This is a genomic window from Shimia sp. MIT1388 (assembly GCF_047124445.1).
Classification (GTDB): domain Bacteria; phylum Pseudomonadota; class Alphaproteobacteria; order Rhodobacterales; family Rhodobacteraceae; genus Shimia.
Map to the genome: position 1 here is coordinate 4,156,221 of NZ_CP138921.1, position 15,166 is coordinate 4,171,386.

At 61.3% G+C, this 15,166-nt stretch carries 14 protein-coding genes; 5 read left to right on the forward strand and 9 right to left on the reverse strand.

Annotation, left to right across the window (positions count from 1 at the left end):
• Positions 1-140: 140 nt before the first annotated feature.
• From SIB92_RS20325 to SIB92_RS20345, 5 genes are read left to right on the forward strand one after another with little or no spacing between them, the layout of a single operon-like run.
• On the forward strand, positions 141-1,133 hold the full coding sequence (locus SIB92_RS20325) for a BMP family protein (RefSeq protein WP_412553718.1): 993 nt from the start codon (positions 141-143) through the stop codon (positions 1,131-1,133).
• A gap of 40 nt (positions 1,134-1,173) precedes the next feature.
• Positions 1,174-2,691 carry an ABC transporter ATP-binding protein gene (locus tag SIB92_RS20330; RefSeq protein ID WP_412553719.1) on the forward strand — a complete coding sequence of 506 codons (1,518 nt, stop codon included), beginning with the start codon at positions 1,174-1,176 and terminating at the stop codon, positions 2,689-2,691.
• Complete coding sequence (locus SIB92_RS20335) at positions 2,691-3,764, forward strand: ABC transporter permease (RefSeq protein ID WP_412555878.1); 1,074 nt, start codon at positions 2,691-2,693, stop codon at positions 3,762-3,764. Before SIB92_RS20330 ends, SIB92_RS20335 begins: the two co-directional genes overlap by 1 nt.
• On the forward strand, positions 3,764-4,705 hold the full coding sequence (locus tag SIB92_RS20340) for an ABC transporter permease (protein WP_412555879.1): 942 nt from the start codon (positions 3,764-3,766) through the stop codon (positions 4,703-4,705). Before SIB92_RS20335 ends, SIB92_RS20340 begins: the two co-directional genes overlap by 1 nt.
• 8 nt (positions 4,706-4,713) lie before the next feature.
• Complete coding sequence (locus SIB92_RS20345) at positions 4,714-6,006, forward strand: amidohydrolase family protein (RefSeq protein ID WP_412553720.1); 1,293 nt, start codon at positions 4,714-4,716, stop codon at positions 6,004-6,006.
• Positions 6,007-6,027: 21 nt separating this feature from the next.
• Here the strand turns inward: SIB92_RS20345 and SIB92_RS20350 are convergent, their stop codons facing one another.
• The 9 genes from SIB92_RS20350 to SIB92_RS20390 form a co-directional block, all read right to left on the reverse strand.
• On the reverse strand, positions 6,028-6,954 hold the full coding sequence (locus SIB92_RS20350) for a sugar kinase (protein ID WP_412553721.1): 927 nt from the start codon (positions 6,952-6,954) through the stop codon (positions 6,028-6,030).
• A gap of 2 nt (positions 6,955-6,956) precedes the next feature.
• Positions 6,957-7,685 carry a FadR/GntR family transcriptional regulator gene (locus SIB92_RS20355; protein WP_412553722.1) on the reverse strand — a complete coding sequence of 243 codons (729 nt, stop codon included), beginning with the start codon at positions 7,683-7,685 and terminating at the stop codon, positions 6,957-6,959.
• 125 nt (positions 7,686-7,810) lie between these two features.
• Positions 7,811-8,566: a hypothetical protein gene (locus tag SIB92_RS20360; RefSeq protein ID WP_412553723.1), complete on the reverse strand. Its 756-nt coding sequence runs from the start codon at positions 8,564-8,566 to the stop codon at positions 7,811-7,813.
• Positions 8,563-8,925 (reverse strand): hypothetical protein, encoded by a 363-nt coding sequence (locus SIB92_RS20365; protein WP_412553724.1) that lies wholly within the window; start codon positions 8,923-8,925, stop codon positions 8,563-8,565. Before SIB92_RS20365 ends, SIB92_RS20360 begins: the two co-directional genes overlap by 4 nt.
• Positions 8,926-8,987: 62 nt before the next feature.
• The gene (locus tag SIB92_RS20370; RefSeq protein ID WP_412553725.1) at positions 8,988-9,923 is read right to left on the reverse strand and encodes a hypothetical protein; all 936 of its coding nucleotides are present in this window, start codon (positions 9,921-9,923) and stop codon (positions 8,988-8,990) included.
• On the reverse strand, positions 9,920-12,001 hold the full coding sequence (locus SIB92_RS20375; RefSeq protein ID WP_412553726.1) for a dynamin family protein: 2,082 nt from the start codon (positions 11,999-12,001) through the stop codon (positions 9,920-9,922). The genes SIB92_RS20370 and SIB92_RS20375 overlap by 4 nt, the downstream gene beginning before the upstream one ends.
• Complete coding sequence (locus tag SIB92_RS20380) at positions 11,998-13,200, reverse strand: hypothetical protein (protein ID WP_412553727.1); 1,203 nt, start codon at positions 13,198-13,200, stop codon at positions 11,998-12,000. Before SIB92_RS20380 ends, SIB92_RS20375 begins: the two co-directional genes overlap by 4 nt.
• Positions 13,200-14,141 carry a PP2C family protein-serine/threonine phosphatase gene (locus SIB92_RS20385; protein WP_412553728.1) on the reverse strand — a complete coding sequence of 314 codons (942 nt, stop codon included), beginning with the start codon at positions 14,139-14,141 and terminating at the stop codon, positions 13,200-13,202. Before SIB92_RS20385 ends, SIB92_RS20380 begins: the two co-directional genes overlap by 1 nt.
• On the reverse strand, positions 14,116-15,159 hold the full coding sequence (locus SIB92_RS20390; protein ID WP_412553729.1) for an FHA domain-containing protein: 1,044 nt from the start codon (positions 15,157-15,159) through the stop codon (positions 14,116-14,118). The genes SIB92_RS20385 and SIB92_RS20390 overlap by 26 nt, the downstream gene beginning before the upstream one ends.
• Positions 15,160-15,166 lie beyond the last annotated feature (7 nt).

The window sequence follows — 15,166 nt, forward strand, 5'->3', positions numbered from 1 at the left end:
CCCGCCCGTCCTCTGGGCGACCGGCTTAATTTGGCAGCAGAGCTGTCCTGTCTTGCGGCAAAAAATTCATTTGCAAACAAATGGATTGATCAAACGGTCAAAGTTGTTGAGATTGGAGGGGTTCAATCAGGGGGTTATCTATGAAGATCGTTGGGAAGATGTCTCGTCGGGTGCTGCTCGCATCCGCATTGGGCGCAAGCGTTCTTGCGTCCGCAGGAATTGCCGCTGCCGAGGCTGTGAAAGTTGCGGCCATTTACACGCTGCCAGTGGAGCAACAGTGGATCAGCCGCATCCATTTGGCGCTGAACACAGCTGCCGAGCGCGGCGACATTGAGTATGTGTTTTCCGAAAACGTGGCCAACACAGACTATGAACGCGTGATGCGCGAATATGCCGAACAGGGCATGCAATTGATTGTGGGCGAAGTTTTTGGCCTGGAGCGCGCGGCGCGCAAAGTGGCCGGGGATTATCCGGAAACCGCCTTCCTCATGGGCTCCTCTTTCGGAGCCGTGGCGCCAAACTTCTCAGTGTTTGACAACTGGATTCACGAGCCGTCCTACCTGTCTGGCATGGTGGCCGGTAAGGCAACCGAGTCCAATGTGATCGGCATGGTGGGCGGCTACGCCATTCCAGAAGTGAACCGCCTGATGCACGCCTTTATGGACGGTGCACGCGAGGTGAACCCGGATGTGAAGTTCATCGTCAACTTCATCGACAGCTGGTATGACCCACCCAAAGCCAAGGAAAGCGCCTTTGCGATGATGGATGCCGGTGCGGACATCATGTACGCGGAGCGCTTTGGCGTGTCGGATGCCGCTGTGGAGCGCGGCGTGAAAGCCATTGGCAACGTGATTGACACCTCCGGCGACTACCCGGGCACCATTCTGGCGTCCGCCCTGTGGCACATGGAAGCCACCATCGACAAAGCTATCGAAAGCGTCGCCAGCGGCACCTTTGAGGCGGCGGACTACGGACAGTACAGCTTTATGCAGTATGGCGGCGGCTCCCTCGTGCTGGACGACAAACTGGTGCCAGCAGATGTGGTTGATGCCGTGCGCGCCAAAGAGGCCGACATCATGGGTGGCATGTTCCGTGTGAACGTGAACGACGACCGTCCGGTCTCTGACAACTGATTTGGGGAAGGCCGATCCTCGGGGTCGGCCTTTTCACATTGTGACACAGAATAAAGTCTTAACTTTGAACGGGCTGACCAAGCGGTTTGGCTCCGTTGTGGCCAATAACGCGGTGGATCTGACCTTGCACCGCGGCGAGGTGCTGGCGCTGTTGGGAGAAAACGGCGCTGGCAAAACCACGTTGATGAACATGCTGTTTGGGCACTACATGCCCGATGACGGCACGGTGGATGTGGCTGATGCGTCCGGAGCGTTGCGCCCGTTGATGCTCGGCCATCCGCAAGCGGCGCTGGCGGCGGGGATTGGCATGGTGCACCAGCATTTCACGCTGGCTGAAAACCTCAACGCGCTGGATAACATTGTGCTGGGCTCTGAGCCTTTGCGGATGCTCAAACGAGACCGTGCTGGTGCCCGCGCAAAGATCGCCCGCATCATGGAACACACCGGGCTTCAGGCACAGCTCGACGTGCCCGTCGGCAAGATGAGCGTGGGCGAACGCCAGCGGGTCGAAATCCTCAAGGCGCTTTATCGCGATGTGCGCATTCTGGTGCTGGACGAACCCACCGCCGTTCTGACGCCTCAAGAGGCTGACACTTTGTTTGACAGCATTGGCGCCATGACCCGCGAAGGGCTGTCGGTGATTTTCATCTCCCACAAGCTGCGCGAAGTTCTGGCCTTTTCCCATCGCATCGCTGTGTTGCGCCATGGCGAAAAGGTGGGTGAAATTGTAACTGATGAGGCGGACGAACGGATGATCGCGCGCATGATGGTTGGGGCGGACACGCCCGAAACCCCACGCAGCGACCTGGCACCGGGCGCGCCGGTGCTGCAATTGAAAAACCTTTCGGTGACGGGCCGCTCCAAGCGAGACTCGCTTGAGGATGTCACCCTCTCAGTGCACCAACACGAAATTCTTGGCATTGCAGGCGTGTCCGGCAACGGCCAAAGCGCGCTGGCCGGGGTGATCTCTGGCCTGAACCAACCCACCAGTGGGACGTTGATGGTGGACGAAACGTCCATCGCAAATCCAACCCCGCGCAAGATGATCCACGCCGGGGTCGGCCGCATTCCGGAAGATCGCCACCATGACGGCATCGTTGGGGCTATGACTGTGGCCGAAAACATGGTGATTGAGCGGCTGGATGAGCCGGAGGTGCAGGCCAATGGCCTGTTAAAACGCGAGGCCATTCGCGCCAATGCCGATCGGCTGGCAGGCGACTATGACGTGCGTGGCCCCGGTGTAACAGCCCGTGCGCGGCTTCTGTCCGGCGGCAACATCCAAAAACTGATCCTGGCGCGGGTGTTTGAGCAAAACCCGAAGCTGATCCTGGCCAACCAACCGACGCGCGGCCTCGACATGGGCGCCGCTGCCGAAGTGGCTCGCCGCTTGCTGGAGGCCCGCACGCGTGGCGCAGGCATCGTGTTGATTTCCGAAGACCTCGATGAGGTGTTGAGCCTCGCGGACCGCATCATGGTGATCCACGACGGCGCCCTGATCGAAGCAAACAGCCGCGATCGCGAGCACATTGGCCTGATGATGGCGGGAGAACTGACATGATCCGCATCGAACCCAGACAGTCTTCCTCGCGCCTGATGACGTTGGGCATCCCGGTGCTTTCCGCCTTTGTAGCGCTGGCGTTGGCGGCTCTGCCGCTGGCCTTTGCCGGGGCCAATGTCGCCACTGCCTATCAGGAAATGTTCAAAGGCGTGTTTGGCTCCACCTTTGCTTTCACCGAAATGCTGACCCGCGCCACGCCATTAATCTTCACCGGTCTTGCCGCCGCGCTCGCTTTCCGGACCAAGCTCTGGAACATCGGGGCCGAAGGCCAGCTCTACCTTGGCGCAATGGCTGCCGTGGCCATCGGGGCAGGGGCCATCGACGCTCCCGGCTTTGTGCTGATCCCGCTGATCGTGCTCTTCGGCTGCGCGGCAGGGGCCGTTGGTATGGCGGTCCCGACCGTGCTCAAATCCCGCTTTGGCGCGGATGAGGTGGTGACCACGCTTTTGCTGAACTTCGTGATCCTGATCTTCCTGCAAATGATGCTCGAAGGCCCGCTCAAAGATCCCATGGGCCTTGGCTGGCCGCAAAGTCCGCCCATTCTGGACCAAGGCATGTTGCCGCCTCTGATGGACCGCATGCGCGTGCACTCCGGCCTGATCATCGCGCTGGTCTGCGCCGGCGTGGCGCAATTCATGCTGGCCCGCTCGGTTTGGGGTTTCAAGCTGCGTGCCGTGGGAGAAAACGCCGCCGCCGCAAAACACGCCGGTATCCGCGTGAACCGTTCCCTGATGAGCGTCGCCATTGTTTCCGGCGCTTTGGCCGGTATGGCCGGTGTGAGCGAAGTGGCCGGTCTCAAAGGTTACCTCACCGCCGATCTCAGCCCCGGTTTTGGCTATACCGGTATTGTGGTCGCTATGCTCGCGGGCCTCTCACCGGTGGGTGTGGTCATGTCCGCGCTTTTCATCGCCAGCGTCTTTGTTGGTGCCGACAGCATGAGTCGCGCCATGGGCGTGTCGTCTTACTTGGCAGATCTCGTGGTCTCCATGTCGTTGCTTTGCGTGCTGATTGGCGGCTTCTTCGCCCGCTACCGCATCGCTTTGGTGAAAACGCCCAAAGGAGAGCAGGCATGATGGACATTCTGCAAATTCTGCTGAGCGAAAGCTTCTGGGCCGCCTCCTTGCGCATCGCCACACCGCTGATCTTTGGCGTGCTCGGAGCGCTGCTCTGTGAAAAGACTGGCGTTCTTAACCTCGGTATCGAAGGCATCTTTGCCGCCGGGGCCATGGCCGGATGGATGGCCGTCTGGCTCGGCGCGGGCCTCTGGGGCGGCGTGTTGGTGGCCGCGCTCGCGGGCGCTTTCTTCGGCCTGATCCACGCAATCCTAACCGTGCCATTGGGCCTGTCCCAACACGTGTCCGGGCTTGGGGTAACCATGTTTGCCACCTCGGTCAGCTACTTCACTTATCGTACCGCGCTGCCCAATGTGTCCTCTCCGCCGCGCATCGAACCGTTTCAGCCGCTGGACGTGCCGCTGCTCTCGGACCTGCCGTTTCTAGGGCCGGTTCTGTTCCAACAAACCGCACTCACTTGGCTGGCGATCCTGATGGTCGGGCTGGTCTGGTACGTGCTCAACCGCACCCCGCTGGGCGTGGCCCTGCAGGCGGTGGGGGACAATCCCGACAGCGTCGATGCCCAAGGCCTCTCGGTCTACGGCTTGCGCATGGGGGCCGTTGTGGCAGGCTCTGCCCTGATGGCGCTGGGCGGTGCCTTCCTGACCATGTCAGCCTTTGACGCCTTCTTCTTTGGCATGGTGAACGGGCGCGGCTGGGTCTGCATCGCGCTGGTGATCTTTGCCAGCTGGAAGCCGGGCAAAGCCCTGCTCGGCGCGCTCTTGTTTGGCGCCTTTGACGCGCTGCAAGTCCGCCTGCAAACCGAAGTGGGCGCTCTGGTGCCGGGGCAAGTCTTCCTGATGGCACCCTACATCCTGTCGATCATCGCACTTGTGGTGGCCGCCCGAAAAGCCGACTATCCACGCGCGCTTCTGACGCCGTGGTTCAAAGGCCAACGCTAGGATTTCTCATGCTTGATCTGATCATCAAAAACGCTTCGCTGCCTGATGGGCGCACCGGTGTCGACATTGCCTGCCAAGACGGCATTATCACCGCTGTTGAAGCTGGCATCACGGCTGAGGCCACCGAGGTTATCGACGCCAAAGGCTATCTCGTGTCGCCCCCCTTTGTGGACCCGCATTTCCACATGGACGCCACGCTGTCGCTGGGCACTCCTCGCATGAATGTCTCCGGCACGTTGCTAGAGGGCATCGCGCTCTGGGGCGAGCTCAAGCCTGTGCAAAGTGTCGATGACATCATCCAACGGGCCCTGCGCTATTGCGATCTGGCGGTTTCCATGGGGCTGGGCGCGATCCGCAGCCACGTCGATACCTGCGATGATGAACTCAAGGGCGTTGAGGCGCTCCTTGAGGTGAGGGAGCAGGTTAAGGACTACATCGATCTGCAGCTGGTTGCCTTCCCACAAGACGGCGTCCTGCGCGATCCAACCGCCATGGCCAACACCCTGCGCGCGCTGGATATGGGCGTCGATGTGGTTGGCGGCATTCCGCATTTTGAACGCACCATGGCGGATGGTGCCGAGTCTGTGCGCCAGCTGTGTGAAATCGCCGCCGAACGCGGCCTTATGGTCGACATGCATTGTGATGAAAGTGACGATCCACATAGCCGACACATCGAAACGCTCGCCTGTGAATCCCAACGGCTGGGATTGCAGGGACGTGTCGCTGGCTCACACCTGACCTCCATGCACTCGATGGACAACTACTACGTTTCCAAGCTGATCCCGCTGATGGTCGAAGCAGGCGTGCACGCCATTCCCAACCCTCTGATCAACATCATGCTTCAGGGGCGGCACGACACCTATCCCAAGCGGCGCGGGCAAACCCGCGTGCGTGAGCTGCGGGACGCCGGCATCACTGTGGGCTTTGGTTCTGATTGCGTGATGGACCCGTGGTACTCTATGGGCACTGCTGACATGCTGGATGTGGCCTTCATGGGCCTGCACGTCGGCCAGCTGTCCAGCCGCGAGGACATGGCCTGGTGCTTTGACGCGGTCACGCAAAACTCGGCACACATCATGGGGCTGGAAGGCTACGGCATTGCCAAAGGCTGCGCCGCCAACCTTGTGCTACTGCAAGCGCGCGACAAGATCGAGGCCATTCGTCTGCGCGCGGACCGCCTCGCCGTGATCCGCAAAGGAAAAGTGATCGCCCGTAAACAACCTTCGGTCAGCTGCCTGTCGCTACCGGGGCGCCCTGAGAGCTTGGACCCGGCCGACTACGCGCCCAAGTCGCCCACCTGAAGCCATTCCCGGTGCGGCAGTTTACCCCTGCCGCGCCCGAATGGCGTCCAGCTTTGGAATAGACTTCACCGCGCCCACGTTTTCCACGGAAAGAGACGCTGCCGCACAGGCAAACCGCGCCGCCGTCACCGCGTCAGAGGTACGCGCATATTCCGCCAGAAAACTGCCATCAAACGTGTCGCCCGCGCCGGTGGCGTCCACCAGAGCGGCCTTGCACGGCGCCACGGCCACTTGCCCGTTGGCATCCGCCACCACCGCGCCGTCCTCACCAAGGGTCAAAACCACCAGTGCTGCGCCTTCGGCAAGGAACCGCCGGCAAATGTCATCAACACCAGACGTTCCAAACAGCGCTTCCGCATCCTCAAGGCTTGGGAACACTATATCGACCAGCGGCAAGATTTGTTTCAGCGCCTGACGCGCGTCCTCTGCCGACCACAGGTTCAACCGCAGGTTGGTGTCAAACGAAACGCGTGCCCCCGCTGCACGGGCGAGTTCTGCCGCCCGGACTGTAGCTGCACAGGAGGACGCGGAAATCGCCTGGGTGATCCCGCTGATATGCAGCACGCCCACGCCTTCAAACATCTCGGGCGAAAGGTCCTCCGGCCCGACCAAGCTCGCCGCCGATCCCGCGCGGCGGTAAGAGAACTGATGCCCGTCCGGGCCGTAGTCGATGAAGTATAGCCCGGTCGGGGCAGTTTCGGATTGCACCACGCGGGAGGCATCAATGCCTTCATCCGCATAAAGCTGCAAAATACGCTCCGCAAAATTGTCCGATCCCAGATGGGTCAACATGCCAGCCCGCGCCCCGGCTCGTGCAGCGGCAACGGCGGTGTTGGACACATCGCCACCAATTCCGGGACGAATGGTGTCCTCGTCCACAAAGGAGAATTCAAACATCGGTTCGCCAAAGCACAGAATGTCGAGCGGTTTGGGGGGAGGATGGGACATGTTCAGGATCCAGTGTCTTGAGGCGCTGCGCCTTGCGCAAGCGCAGTGTTGGCGGCGGCAAAGTGGTCTTGCATCGCAACGGTTGCGGCAGCCGCATCCCCGTTGGCAATGGCGTGTTGTATGCGGCGGTGGTCAGTCAGAATGCGCTGTTGATCCTGCGCTGTAGGCTGCGCCAGCCGACCAGCGCTCACCGAGGTTTTGATCGCCTCGCGCAACGACTGCACGATGTAGGCATAAAGCGGGTTGCCCGTGGCCTCTGCCACCGCAAGGTGAAAGCGATAGTCGAGCTCGGCGAAGCTGTCGGCGTCCTCCATGGCATCTTGCATTTGATCGCACAGCGCCGAGAGCCGGGCGCAATCCGCGTCACTCCGGTTTTGCGCCGCCAGAGCTGCGGTACTGGCCTCAATGCCATTGCGCACCTCCAAAGCCTGCAAAACACTGAACTGTGCCGTGGCCAGCCCTTGGCTCAACGATGCGGTCAACACATTGGCATCCAGCGACATCACCTGCGCCCGCCGCCCGTTGGAAATCTTGATCAACCCGGCACCGGCCAATTGCGCCAAGGCACCGCGCACCACAACACGGCTCACTCCAGCGCGCTCGCAGAGCTCCGCCTCAGACGGCAAGTCATCTCCCGGCACAAGCCCCGCATCCTTGATCATCGCGGCAATGCCCTCGGCCACCTGCGTATACAGCGGGCGACGGTCCAAAGTGTCGAGCGGGCTCTGCATGATGGTTTCGGGTCTCGGCGGGCAACAGGAATCTCTAGGCTGTATGCCTATAATACAGGTTGAAAGTTCTCACAAGAGCACAGGCCGTTAAGCCAATACACTTGGTCACACACGAATTGTCTGGATTACGTCCCTGCGACCAAGCCGCGCCACATCGCGAGCAGGTCCTCTCGCGCTGAAGCCTCGCAGATCGCCAACAGCAGATTGCCTTGCCAACTGACTTCGACGGCAAACATCTGTTCTGTCATGGAAAACAACGCCAAGTGGGGCCGATCTTGCCGGAATTGATCCACTTGCCCCACAAAACCCCCACGAGCTTTGGCCATATGGTGCAACGCTCGCAGCGCCGCTTCCGGACCAGTTTCCCCGCCAGTCTCCACCTCAAGCCAGGCAACAGACAGCGCCTTCACATCCGTAAAAATGCCAGGCGCAACCGCGTTTTCGCGCGGCGCTTCCAGCGCCTCCAACAAAGCCTGCCAAGACCAAGACCGGGCCGAACTTGGCATTTCCGGCGTCCGTGCGGCAATGTCAAATCGCAGGCTTTTGGCTCCATCCAGCGCTTGCGCAATTGCGGCCACGACGTCTTGCGCATCGGCATTGCTGGCATCCATAGAGAGACCCTCCAGCGCCACCAAATGCCGGTTGCTGATGGTCAGCAGCAGCGCGGCGTCGCGGTCTTGCGGGGACACAGCAATACTCCGCGCCAGCACCACTTCGCCAATTTCACCAATAACCGCCCGAACAGCCTCCGTCGCAGAGTCAAAGCTGCGCCACGCGCCATAGGCCTGCACCTCTGACGCTGCCACACGCTGCAATGCCTCGCGCGCCTCTGCCACCTCCGTGTCAGGAGCGGTCGGCGTATCTTTGCGCGGCGCGATCACGCGTCCCCCGCCAATTGGGTCAGCGCCGCAATGCCTTTGGGAACAACCGCGTCCGGATCACTGTCCAAAGCGCAAAGCAGGCACAGGAAATCTGCACGGCCTTGCGCCCGCACATAAACGCGCATGTCCCGCGTGGTCAGTACAATGCTGTCTTGCGTGGCTGCCTTTGGATCGCCAAGGCCTTCAGTCATCGCAAAACACCGCGCCGCCTCGGCGCAGAGACTGTCCAGTTTCTCGCGCGGCACGGCTGCGTCATGGGACGCCTTGAGGATCAGACGTGCGGTCACATCCCCGAAAGCAGCCACCTGACAGCCGGGAATGTCGGATCGTAGGGCCTCAAGGCAGTCTGCAACCGTCACAGATCGCTGTCCTCCAACGTCACGCGATCTCCTCTGGCTTTCTGCGCAGGGGGGAGATCACCTCAAATATCGCCCCCACCGCCCAGGGCGTGCAGCGGCATGTCTTGCAACTCTTCACTCGAAGGCCGCACCGGATTGGGCGACTTCGGGCGCACCCGTCGCGGCACCACTTTTGGACCATCGTCCTTGGCGCAGGGCGCTTCAGGTGCAGCCGCCAGCGGTGCCTTGGTCTCGGGCGCGTGGTCTTGTGTTTCTTCTACGGCGGGCGCGTTAACATCACCTTGCGCAGCGGTCGCAACTTCGGCTTCTCCCACCAACATCGCCACCATGCGCTCAATCAACGCCGCTCCGCCGCTGTTGCGCCAGGCGGTTTCATCCATGCCCGCGTTGATCGCCTCCAGCGTGGCAATCGGCACAATTGCATCAAAGGCGTCGCCAGCCTCCGCCTCAAGCCGCGCCAAAACCCGCGCGCGGTCCCGCTCGGAGCGTAGCTTGTCAAATTGCGTCACAACCAAGTGGTTTGGCCCTTTGATCTGTTGGGATATCTGCTCCCACAACGCCGCCTCAGACTGCCGCCAGGCCTGCGTTGCGTGGGTGCACCAGATCACACAATCCACCTCTTCCATCAGCGACAACCAGGTTTCATGCTTCAGGTTGGGGTCAGAAATCCCAGGAATATCAATCAGGTCGCACAGGTTGAGAATGTCGGAGTCCATCGAAAACCGGATCAGCTCACAGCCCGTCATCGGTGCCTCGCTGATGTCTGCTCCGTCAAATGCCACCTCAGTGCCGTCGTCGCGCACCAATGTTGCCCCACGCGGCCCATGGCGCACCCACACCGGTGGCACCCGCGTGGCAGTGATGCGCACCGGCATTGGGTCACATCCCAACAAAAGGTTCATCAAGGTGCTTTTGCCAGCGCTGAATTCCCCCATCAGGGCAATGCGCGGTTTGCGCGGTGCCTGCTGGGCCACAATATCTACATCCTGTGCGGTCATTGGGAGCTCCCTCCTGCCTTAACCAAAGTGCTTTGCAATAGTGCGTCAAACTGCGAGGTCAGCGCGTCCAGTTGGGCGCGCTTCTGACCTTCCTCGCCGTTTTGGAACAGCTTCTCGATCTCCGCGCTTTGCGGCGCGGCGCTGATGTCCTGCATGATCTCGTCGTGCTGCTCAAAGAACTCGCGCAAACACGTGGTTGCCAGCGCACGTACCTGCTCGGTCTGAATATCTTTGGATTGCAGCATGAAATCCTCGGTTTCCCGCGCGATCAGGTTCTGGAACCGTTTGGAAAAGGCGTTGAAGCCGCGAATGCGGTTCCACCAGGAAATCCACCAGCCATCATTGAAATCCAGCGCGATGGTCTGTCCCAGCGCAATTGGCGCTGGCAGGTCAGGCAGGGCAGGGGGCGCCATCTGGATGCCCTCCACCGCGTGACCATAGGTGTTGGCGTAAAGCATCGCCACATCCGTCATCGCCGCCTCAAACCGCGCCTGCGCCAAGCTGCGCACCCTTGCGCCAAAGGCCGAATAGGCGGTGCGCAACAGCATGCGCAGCCCCACCGGATCGTAGTCCCAGACAATGTCTTTGCCGTAGTTCTCGAGATGCGTCAGCAGTGAGCGTAACGCCCGGTCAATGAACTTCGCATGCGCCCGATCCGCGCGGGTGTGGTAGTCCGCGATCACGGCGTCAAGTTCCTCCGCAAAGGCCTGCTGATGAAACGCGGCGATGCTGCGGAACTCCTTGAGTGCATCATAAGTCGACAGGTTGGTACTGCCGCCTTGTTTGCCGCCAATCTGTACCATGCCCGCCGCCAACTCGCTGGTCGCCGCCGTCAACGCCGCATTGCTGGTCTTTTGCAAAAGCTGCTGGCCTTGCTCCTCAATCACCCGCTCCGACAGCGCCCGATAGAGGTGCCCCATGCCGGACAGCTCCCACACCATCTCATGTGGCTGCATCTGTCCATGCTGCTGGTCCAGCGCAATCTCCGCCCAGTCAAACAAGGCCTTGCTGGCCACCTCCGGCATGCCTTCGATGTTGCCGCTCAGCGCTTTGTTGGCCCAATACGCACTGCCAAACAGGATTTCGGCATCCTCTGGCCCTTGTTTGTTGTGCAATGTCTGGCGGATGCTGGCTTCAATCTCTGGCACCTGATTGGCCGGGTCCGGGAGCTCATCAATCCGGTTCACAAAGATCAGCACATTGCGCGACTTCAGGTTCGAAATCAGCCGGATCAACCCCATGTCCACCGAGGTCAGCGCTTGACCGGCCGACAGCACCACAACACAGATCTTACTGCTGCGCAGCGCTTGAATGGTCACCTGTTCACGCATCATGAACGTGTCGTTCACACCGGGCGTGTCCCGCAGGCACAGCGGCACCGGCACGGTGTCACAATTCAGCGTCAGATCAGCCGAGGACAGAATATCGGCAAAACGCCCTTGTTCGCTGTCCTCTTCGCCAAAATCATCGCCCAGAACGATGTAACGCTCCAACAGGTTCTTGTCGAAATAGCCGTAGTTGTGGGTCTCCCCCAGCAACAGGTCAAACTTCTTGCCCAGCCGTTTCTGCGCCTTGGCGCGCACCTTCTCGATCTGTTCGCCAATCTTGGCCAACTCGCTTTCCGCACCCGCACGGCTGGCCATCTCGCCAATCCGGCCACCTTGGTTCAGCAACCGGTCCCAATTGTCCTCGGTCATAAACTGAAAGCTGGCCCCGGTCTCCGCCGGACGCGACGCCGGTTTCAGGTGCAGCGAGGTCACCACAGAGGTCCAGGGGTTCACATCAGACGGCAACAAATCCGCCCACCCGGCCATCGCATTCACCAATGTGGTCTTGCCGGATTTCACCTGCCCAAGCACAGTGATGGTGGGCTCAAACCCCGCCACATCCTTGCGTAGACGCTCCACGGTTTTGGCAGAGTGCTTGCTCGCTACCTGCGACAGTTGCGCCAACAGGTGATCCAATTCGTCCAGATCCTGGCCTAGTTGTCCCAGACCTTCCAACCCTGTGCGCAGGTTGGAAATCCGCCGCGACGTGCGCACCTCGGGCTTGCTCTCTTGCCGAATTTGCATGTTCATGCCTGTGCCCTCGCGCCTATTTCTTTGCGGAGCTGCAACAACAGGATGATCCCGTCCTCCGCCGCCGTCGGGCTCTGCTCGACCTGCAACAACATCAACGTGTCCTCCCCGTCTCGGGCGTCATCCAGCAAATCCGCCGCTGCCGGATCTTGTCCTGCTTCTGCGTCCAACACCGAGGTCAAAGCCCGCACAGTGTCTGCGCAGCGCGACAACAACCCATCCGCATTGGGAATTTTGCCCGCATCAAGATCCGCTAGCATTTCCTGCGCTGCTGTTTGCAGCAGCGTCTGCAACTGATCCATCAGCGCGGTTTCATTGTCTAAAGCTGGCGCGCGCGACACAGGTGTTTGCTGCGGGGCAGGGCGCGCACCATCACGCGCGGCCTCCACAACCTCCCCCAACTGCGCCAACAGCAACCGCGCCTGATCCAAATCCGCCGCACGGCCCTTACGCACCTGCGCCTCAACCGCCTCGACCAATTCTTGGCCACCAGATGCCGCCCACAACTCCTGTTGCGCCTCGCCGCCCGCCCGGGCCTTGAGCGCGTGCAACGTAGCCACCGGATGCAGTCCCAGAAACGCCTCCGCTGCGGTTTCTTCCAGTGCGGCCAGCTGGTCCGCCAACCCGCCTGTCATAATGTGCCGGTCCGCCTTGGTCAGGGCCAGAAAACTGTGGTCCTTGATGGCATCCGGCACTGCGTCCCAAATCGCGTGTTCCGAGGTGTCAAACCCTTCGCTGCACCAGACAAACACCTGACCCTCCTGCAAGGCCGTCTGCATCAACACCTGTTGTGCCGCGGGATCATTGGGTTGCGTCACTTCCACAAACGCCAGCGTTCTCAGGCTGTCGATTGGCACCTCATAGGTGACCCGCGCCGCGCCCTGCGCGAGCCTTTCCAGCGCATGACCTGCAACTGTTTCTGTCGTCCCATCCGACCACGTCACTGTGGCCTGCGCTCTGGCGCCGTAAACCACCTCAACAATCGGCACGCCTTGCGGCGGTTGGATCACATCGCCACCCAGCATCATATTGATCAGGCTGGTTTTCCCGCTGCCCGGGCGACCGAGCACCACCACGCGCACCGCCTCAGTCAAGTGGGTCAGGATCTCTTCGCCAAAGGCCTTTTGCCGCCGTGGCACATGCCCGCTTTCCAATGCGGAGTGCAATTGCCCAACGATCTGCTCTGGTTGTGTCTGCATCACTTCCCGACCTTTCGCGTTAGGCTGACAATGGTGCGCACCGTGCCACGATGCGCTCGCCGGTCGATCTGCACCACCTCGCCAGTGGAGCGAGGGGGCGCCGGTTGCGGGGCCGATATCGGCGTGGCCTTCTTTGTCTCCGCCCGAGGCTCGGCTTTGATCACGCACAGCGATAGGTTGTCCTGCTCCGGACAACCCTCAGCCCGCACGGCTGTAAGCAACGCCGCGCCTATTTCCTGACCGGTGGCTGTCGCATGATCCTGCAAAACCTCCGCGACTCTTTCGTCAGCCAACGTGTGAAGCCCGTCACTGGCCGCCAGCACAATATCCCCGGCTTGCAACGTCATCGGCTCGGCGCGGCAATCCACCTTGGCAATCTCCGCACCCGCCAAAACCGAGATCAGCGCACTGCGATCCGGGTGGTTCTGCGCCTCATCGGCATCTATCAACCCGCGCGCCTGCATCAAGTCAATCTGCGCCGCATAAGAGTGATCTTCGTTCAACCGATAGAGCCGCCCGGCGCGCCACAGATACAGTGGTGAGTCGCCAACCGAGACCCAATAGAGCCGCGCCCCAAAAATCACCGGCGCCACCAACGTGGCCCCCATGCCCGACGCATCCGGATTCTGCTGCTCATAGAGCTGGATACAGCCATTGGCCGCTTCCACAGCCTCTTGTAGCACAGGCCCGATGTTGCGCTCCATTTCCTCCGGCGCGCCGCTCAACAGCTTCAACTCACTGAACAATTCCGTCGCCACGATGCCGCTGGCCACGTCGCCGCAGGAATGCCCGCCCATGCCGTCCGACAGCACCGCAAATCCCATTGGCGCGCCCAAAGGGAAGTCGGCCACCACCGTGTCTTCCTGCCTCTCCCGCGCGCCCAGAGAGAGCGCGGTGGCCACATCAAAGCTGAGCTCAGCCAAGGTCGCCGCGCCCCGCATCCGCGTCACCCCAGGCGAAGTCTTCGCCACATAGGGCCACAAACCGCAATGTGGTTTCCCCAATCCGAATAAGGCTGTTGCTGTCCAAATCCTCCGTGCTCAGCACCGGACGGCCATTCAGCCGCACCAGATTGGCTTTGCCGCCATGGCCAAAGAAAAACCGCCGCTGTTCGCCGTCAAAGGCAATCGCCGCATGGTTCTCGCGCGAAATCGTGGTGTCGCCAAAATCAAGCCGTACGGTCTGGCCTTCGCCCCGCCCAATCTGGGTCAACCCGTCATGTAGCGAAAACGATGCCCCTTTGCCGGGGCCATCGACCACAACCAGCCAGCCCACCGGGAACTGTGCCTGTGCCGACACCGGCGCTTCGCGGGTTTGCGCCATGGGATCATGCGCCTGACTGGCGGGCGCACTAAACCCGAGCAAACGGGTTTTTACGCGCCCTTTGGACCCGCGTCCCGCCCCTGGCTTGGCGGCTGCCATATTGGCCTGCAACGCCGCCAGATCCACTTCCGGCTCCGCAGGGGCAGGCGCCACTCGCGTTGGCTCTGGCTCTGGTGGCGGCGGTGCAACGGGTTCCGCAACAGGGGGTGGGGCCGCGACTTGGGGGGCGGGTGCCACCTCCGGCTCCGGCATCCGCGGCGCTTCAAAGGGTTGGTCTTCCAATGCGTCTTGCGGCGCTTCCTCTGCAAACAGATTGCCAAACGGATCGCTTGGGACCTCTGGCTCAGGCATGCCCGGCGCGGCAGGGGCTTCCACCGGCGCGGCTGTCAAAGCTGCGGAAATCGCGGACAGATCCACCGGCGCCTCTGCAGGTTCGGGCGGCTGCGGGGCCACAAACGCGGCGGCGTCTGGCGCAGGCTGGGCGGGGTCCGCCTCGATATGCATCGTTAGTGTCGGTTCTTCGGCCACATCCGCACGGTCTTGCTCTCGCAATCGCAACGGATAGCGCAATGCCGCGCCGTCAGCCTGACCAGCCGCTTGGGATTTCTCAGCAATAATATCGCGAATAAACCGCATGGGATGT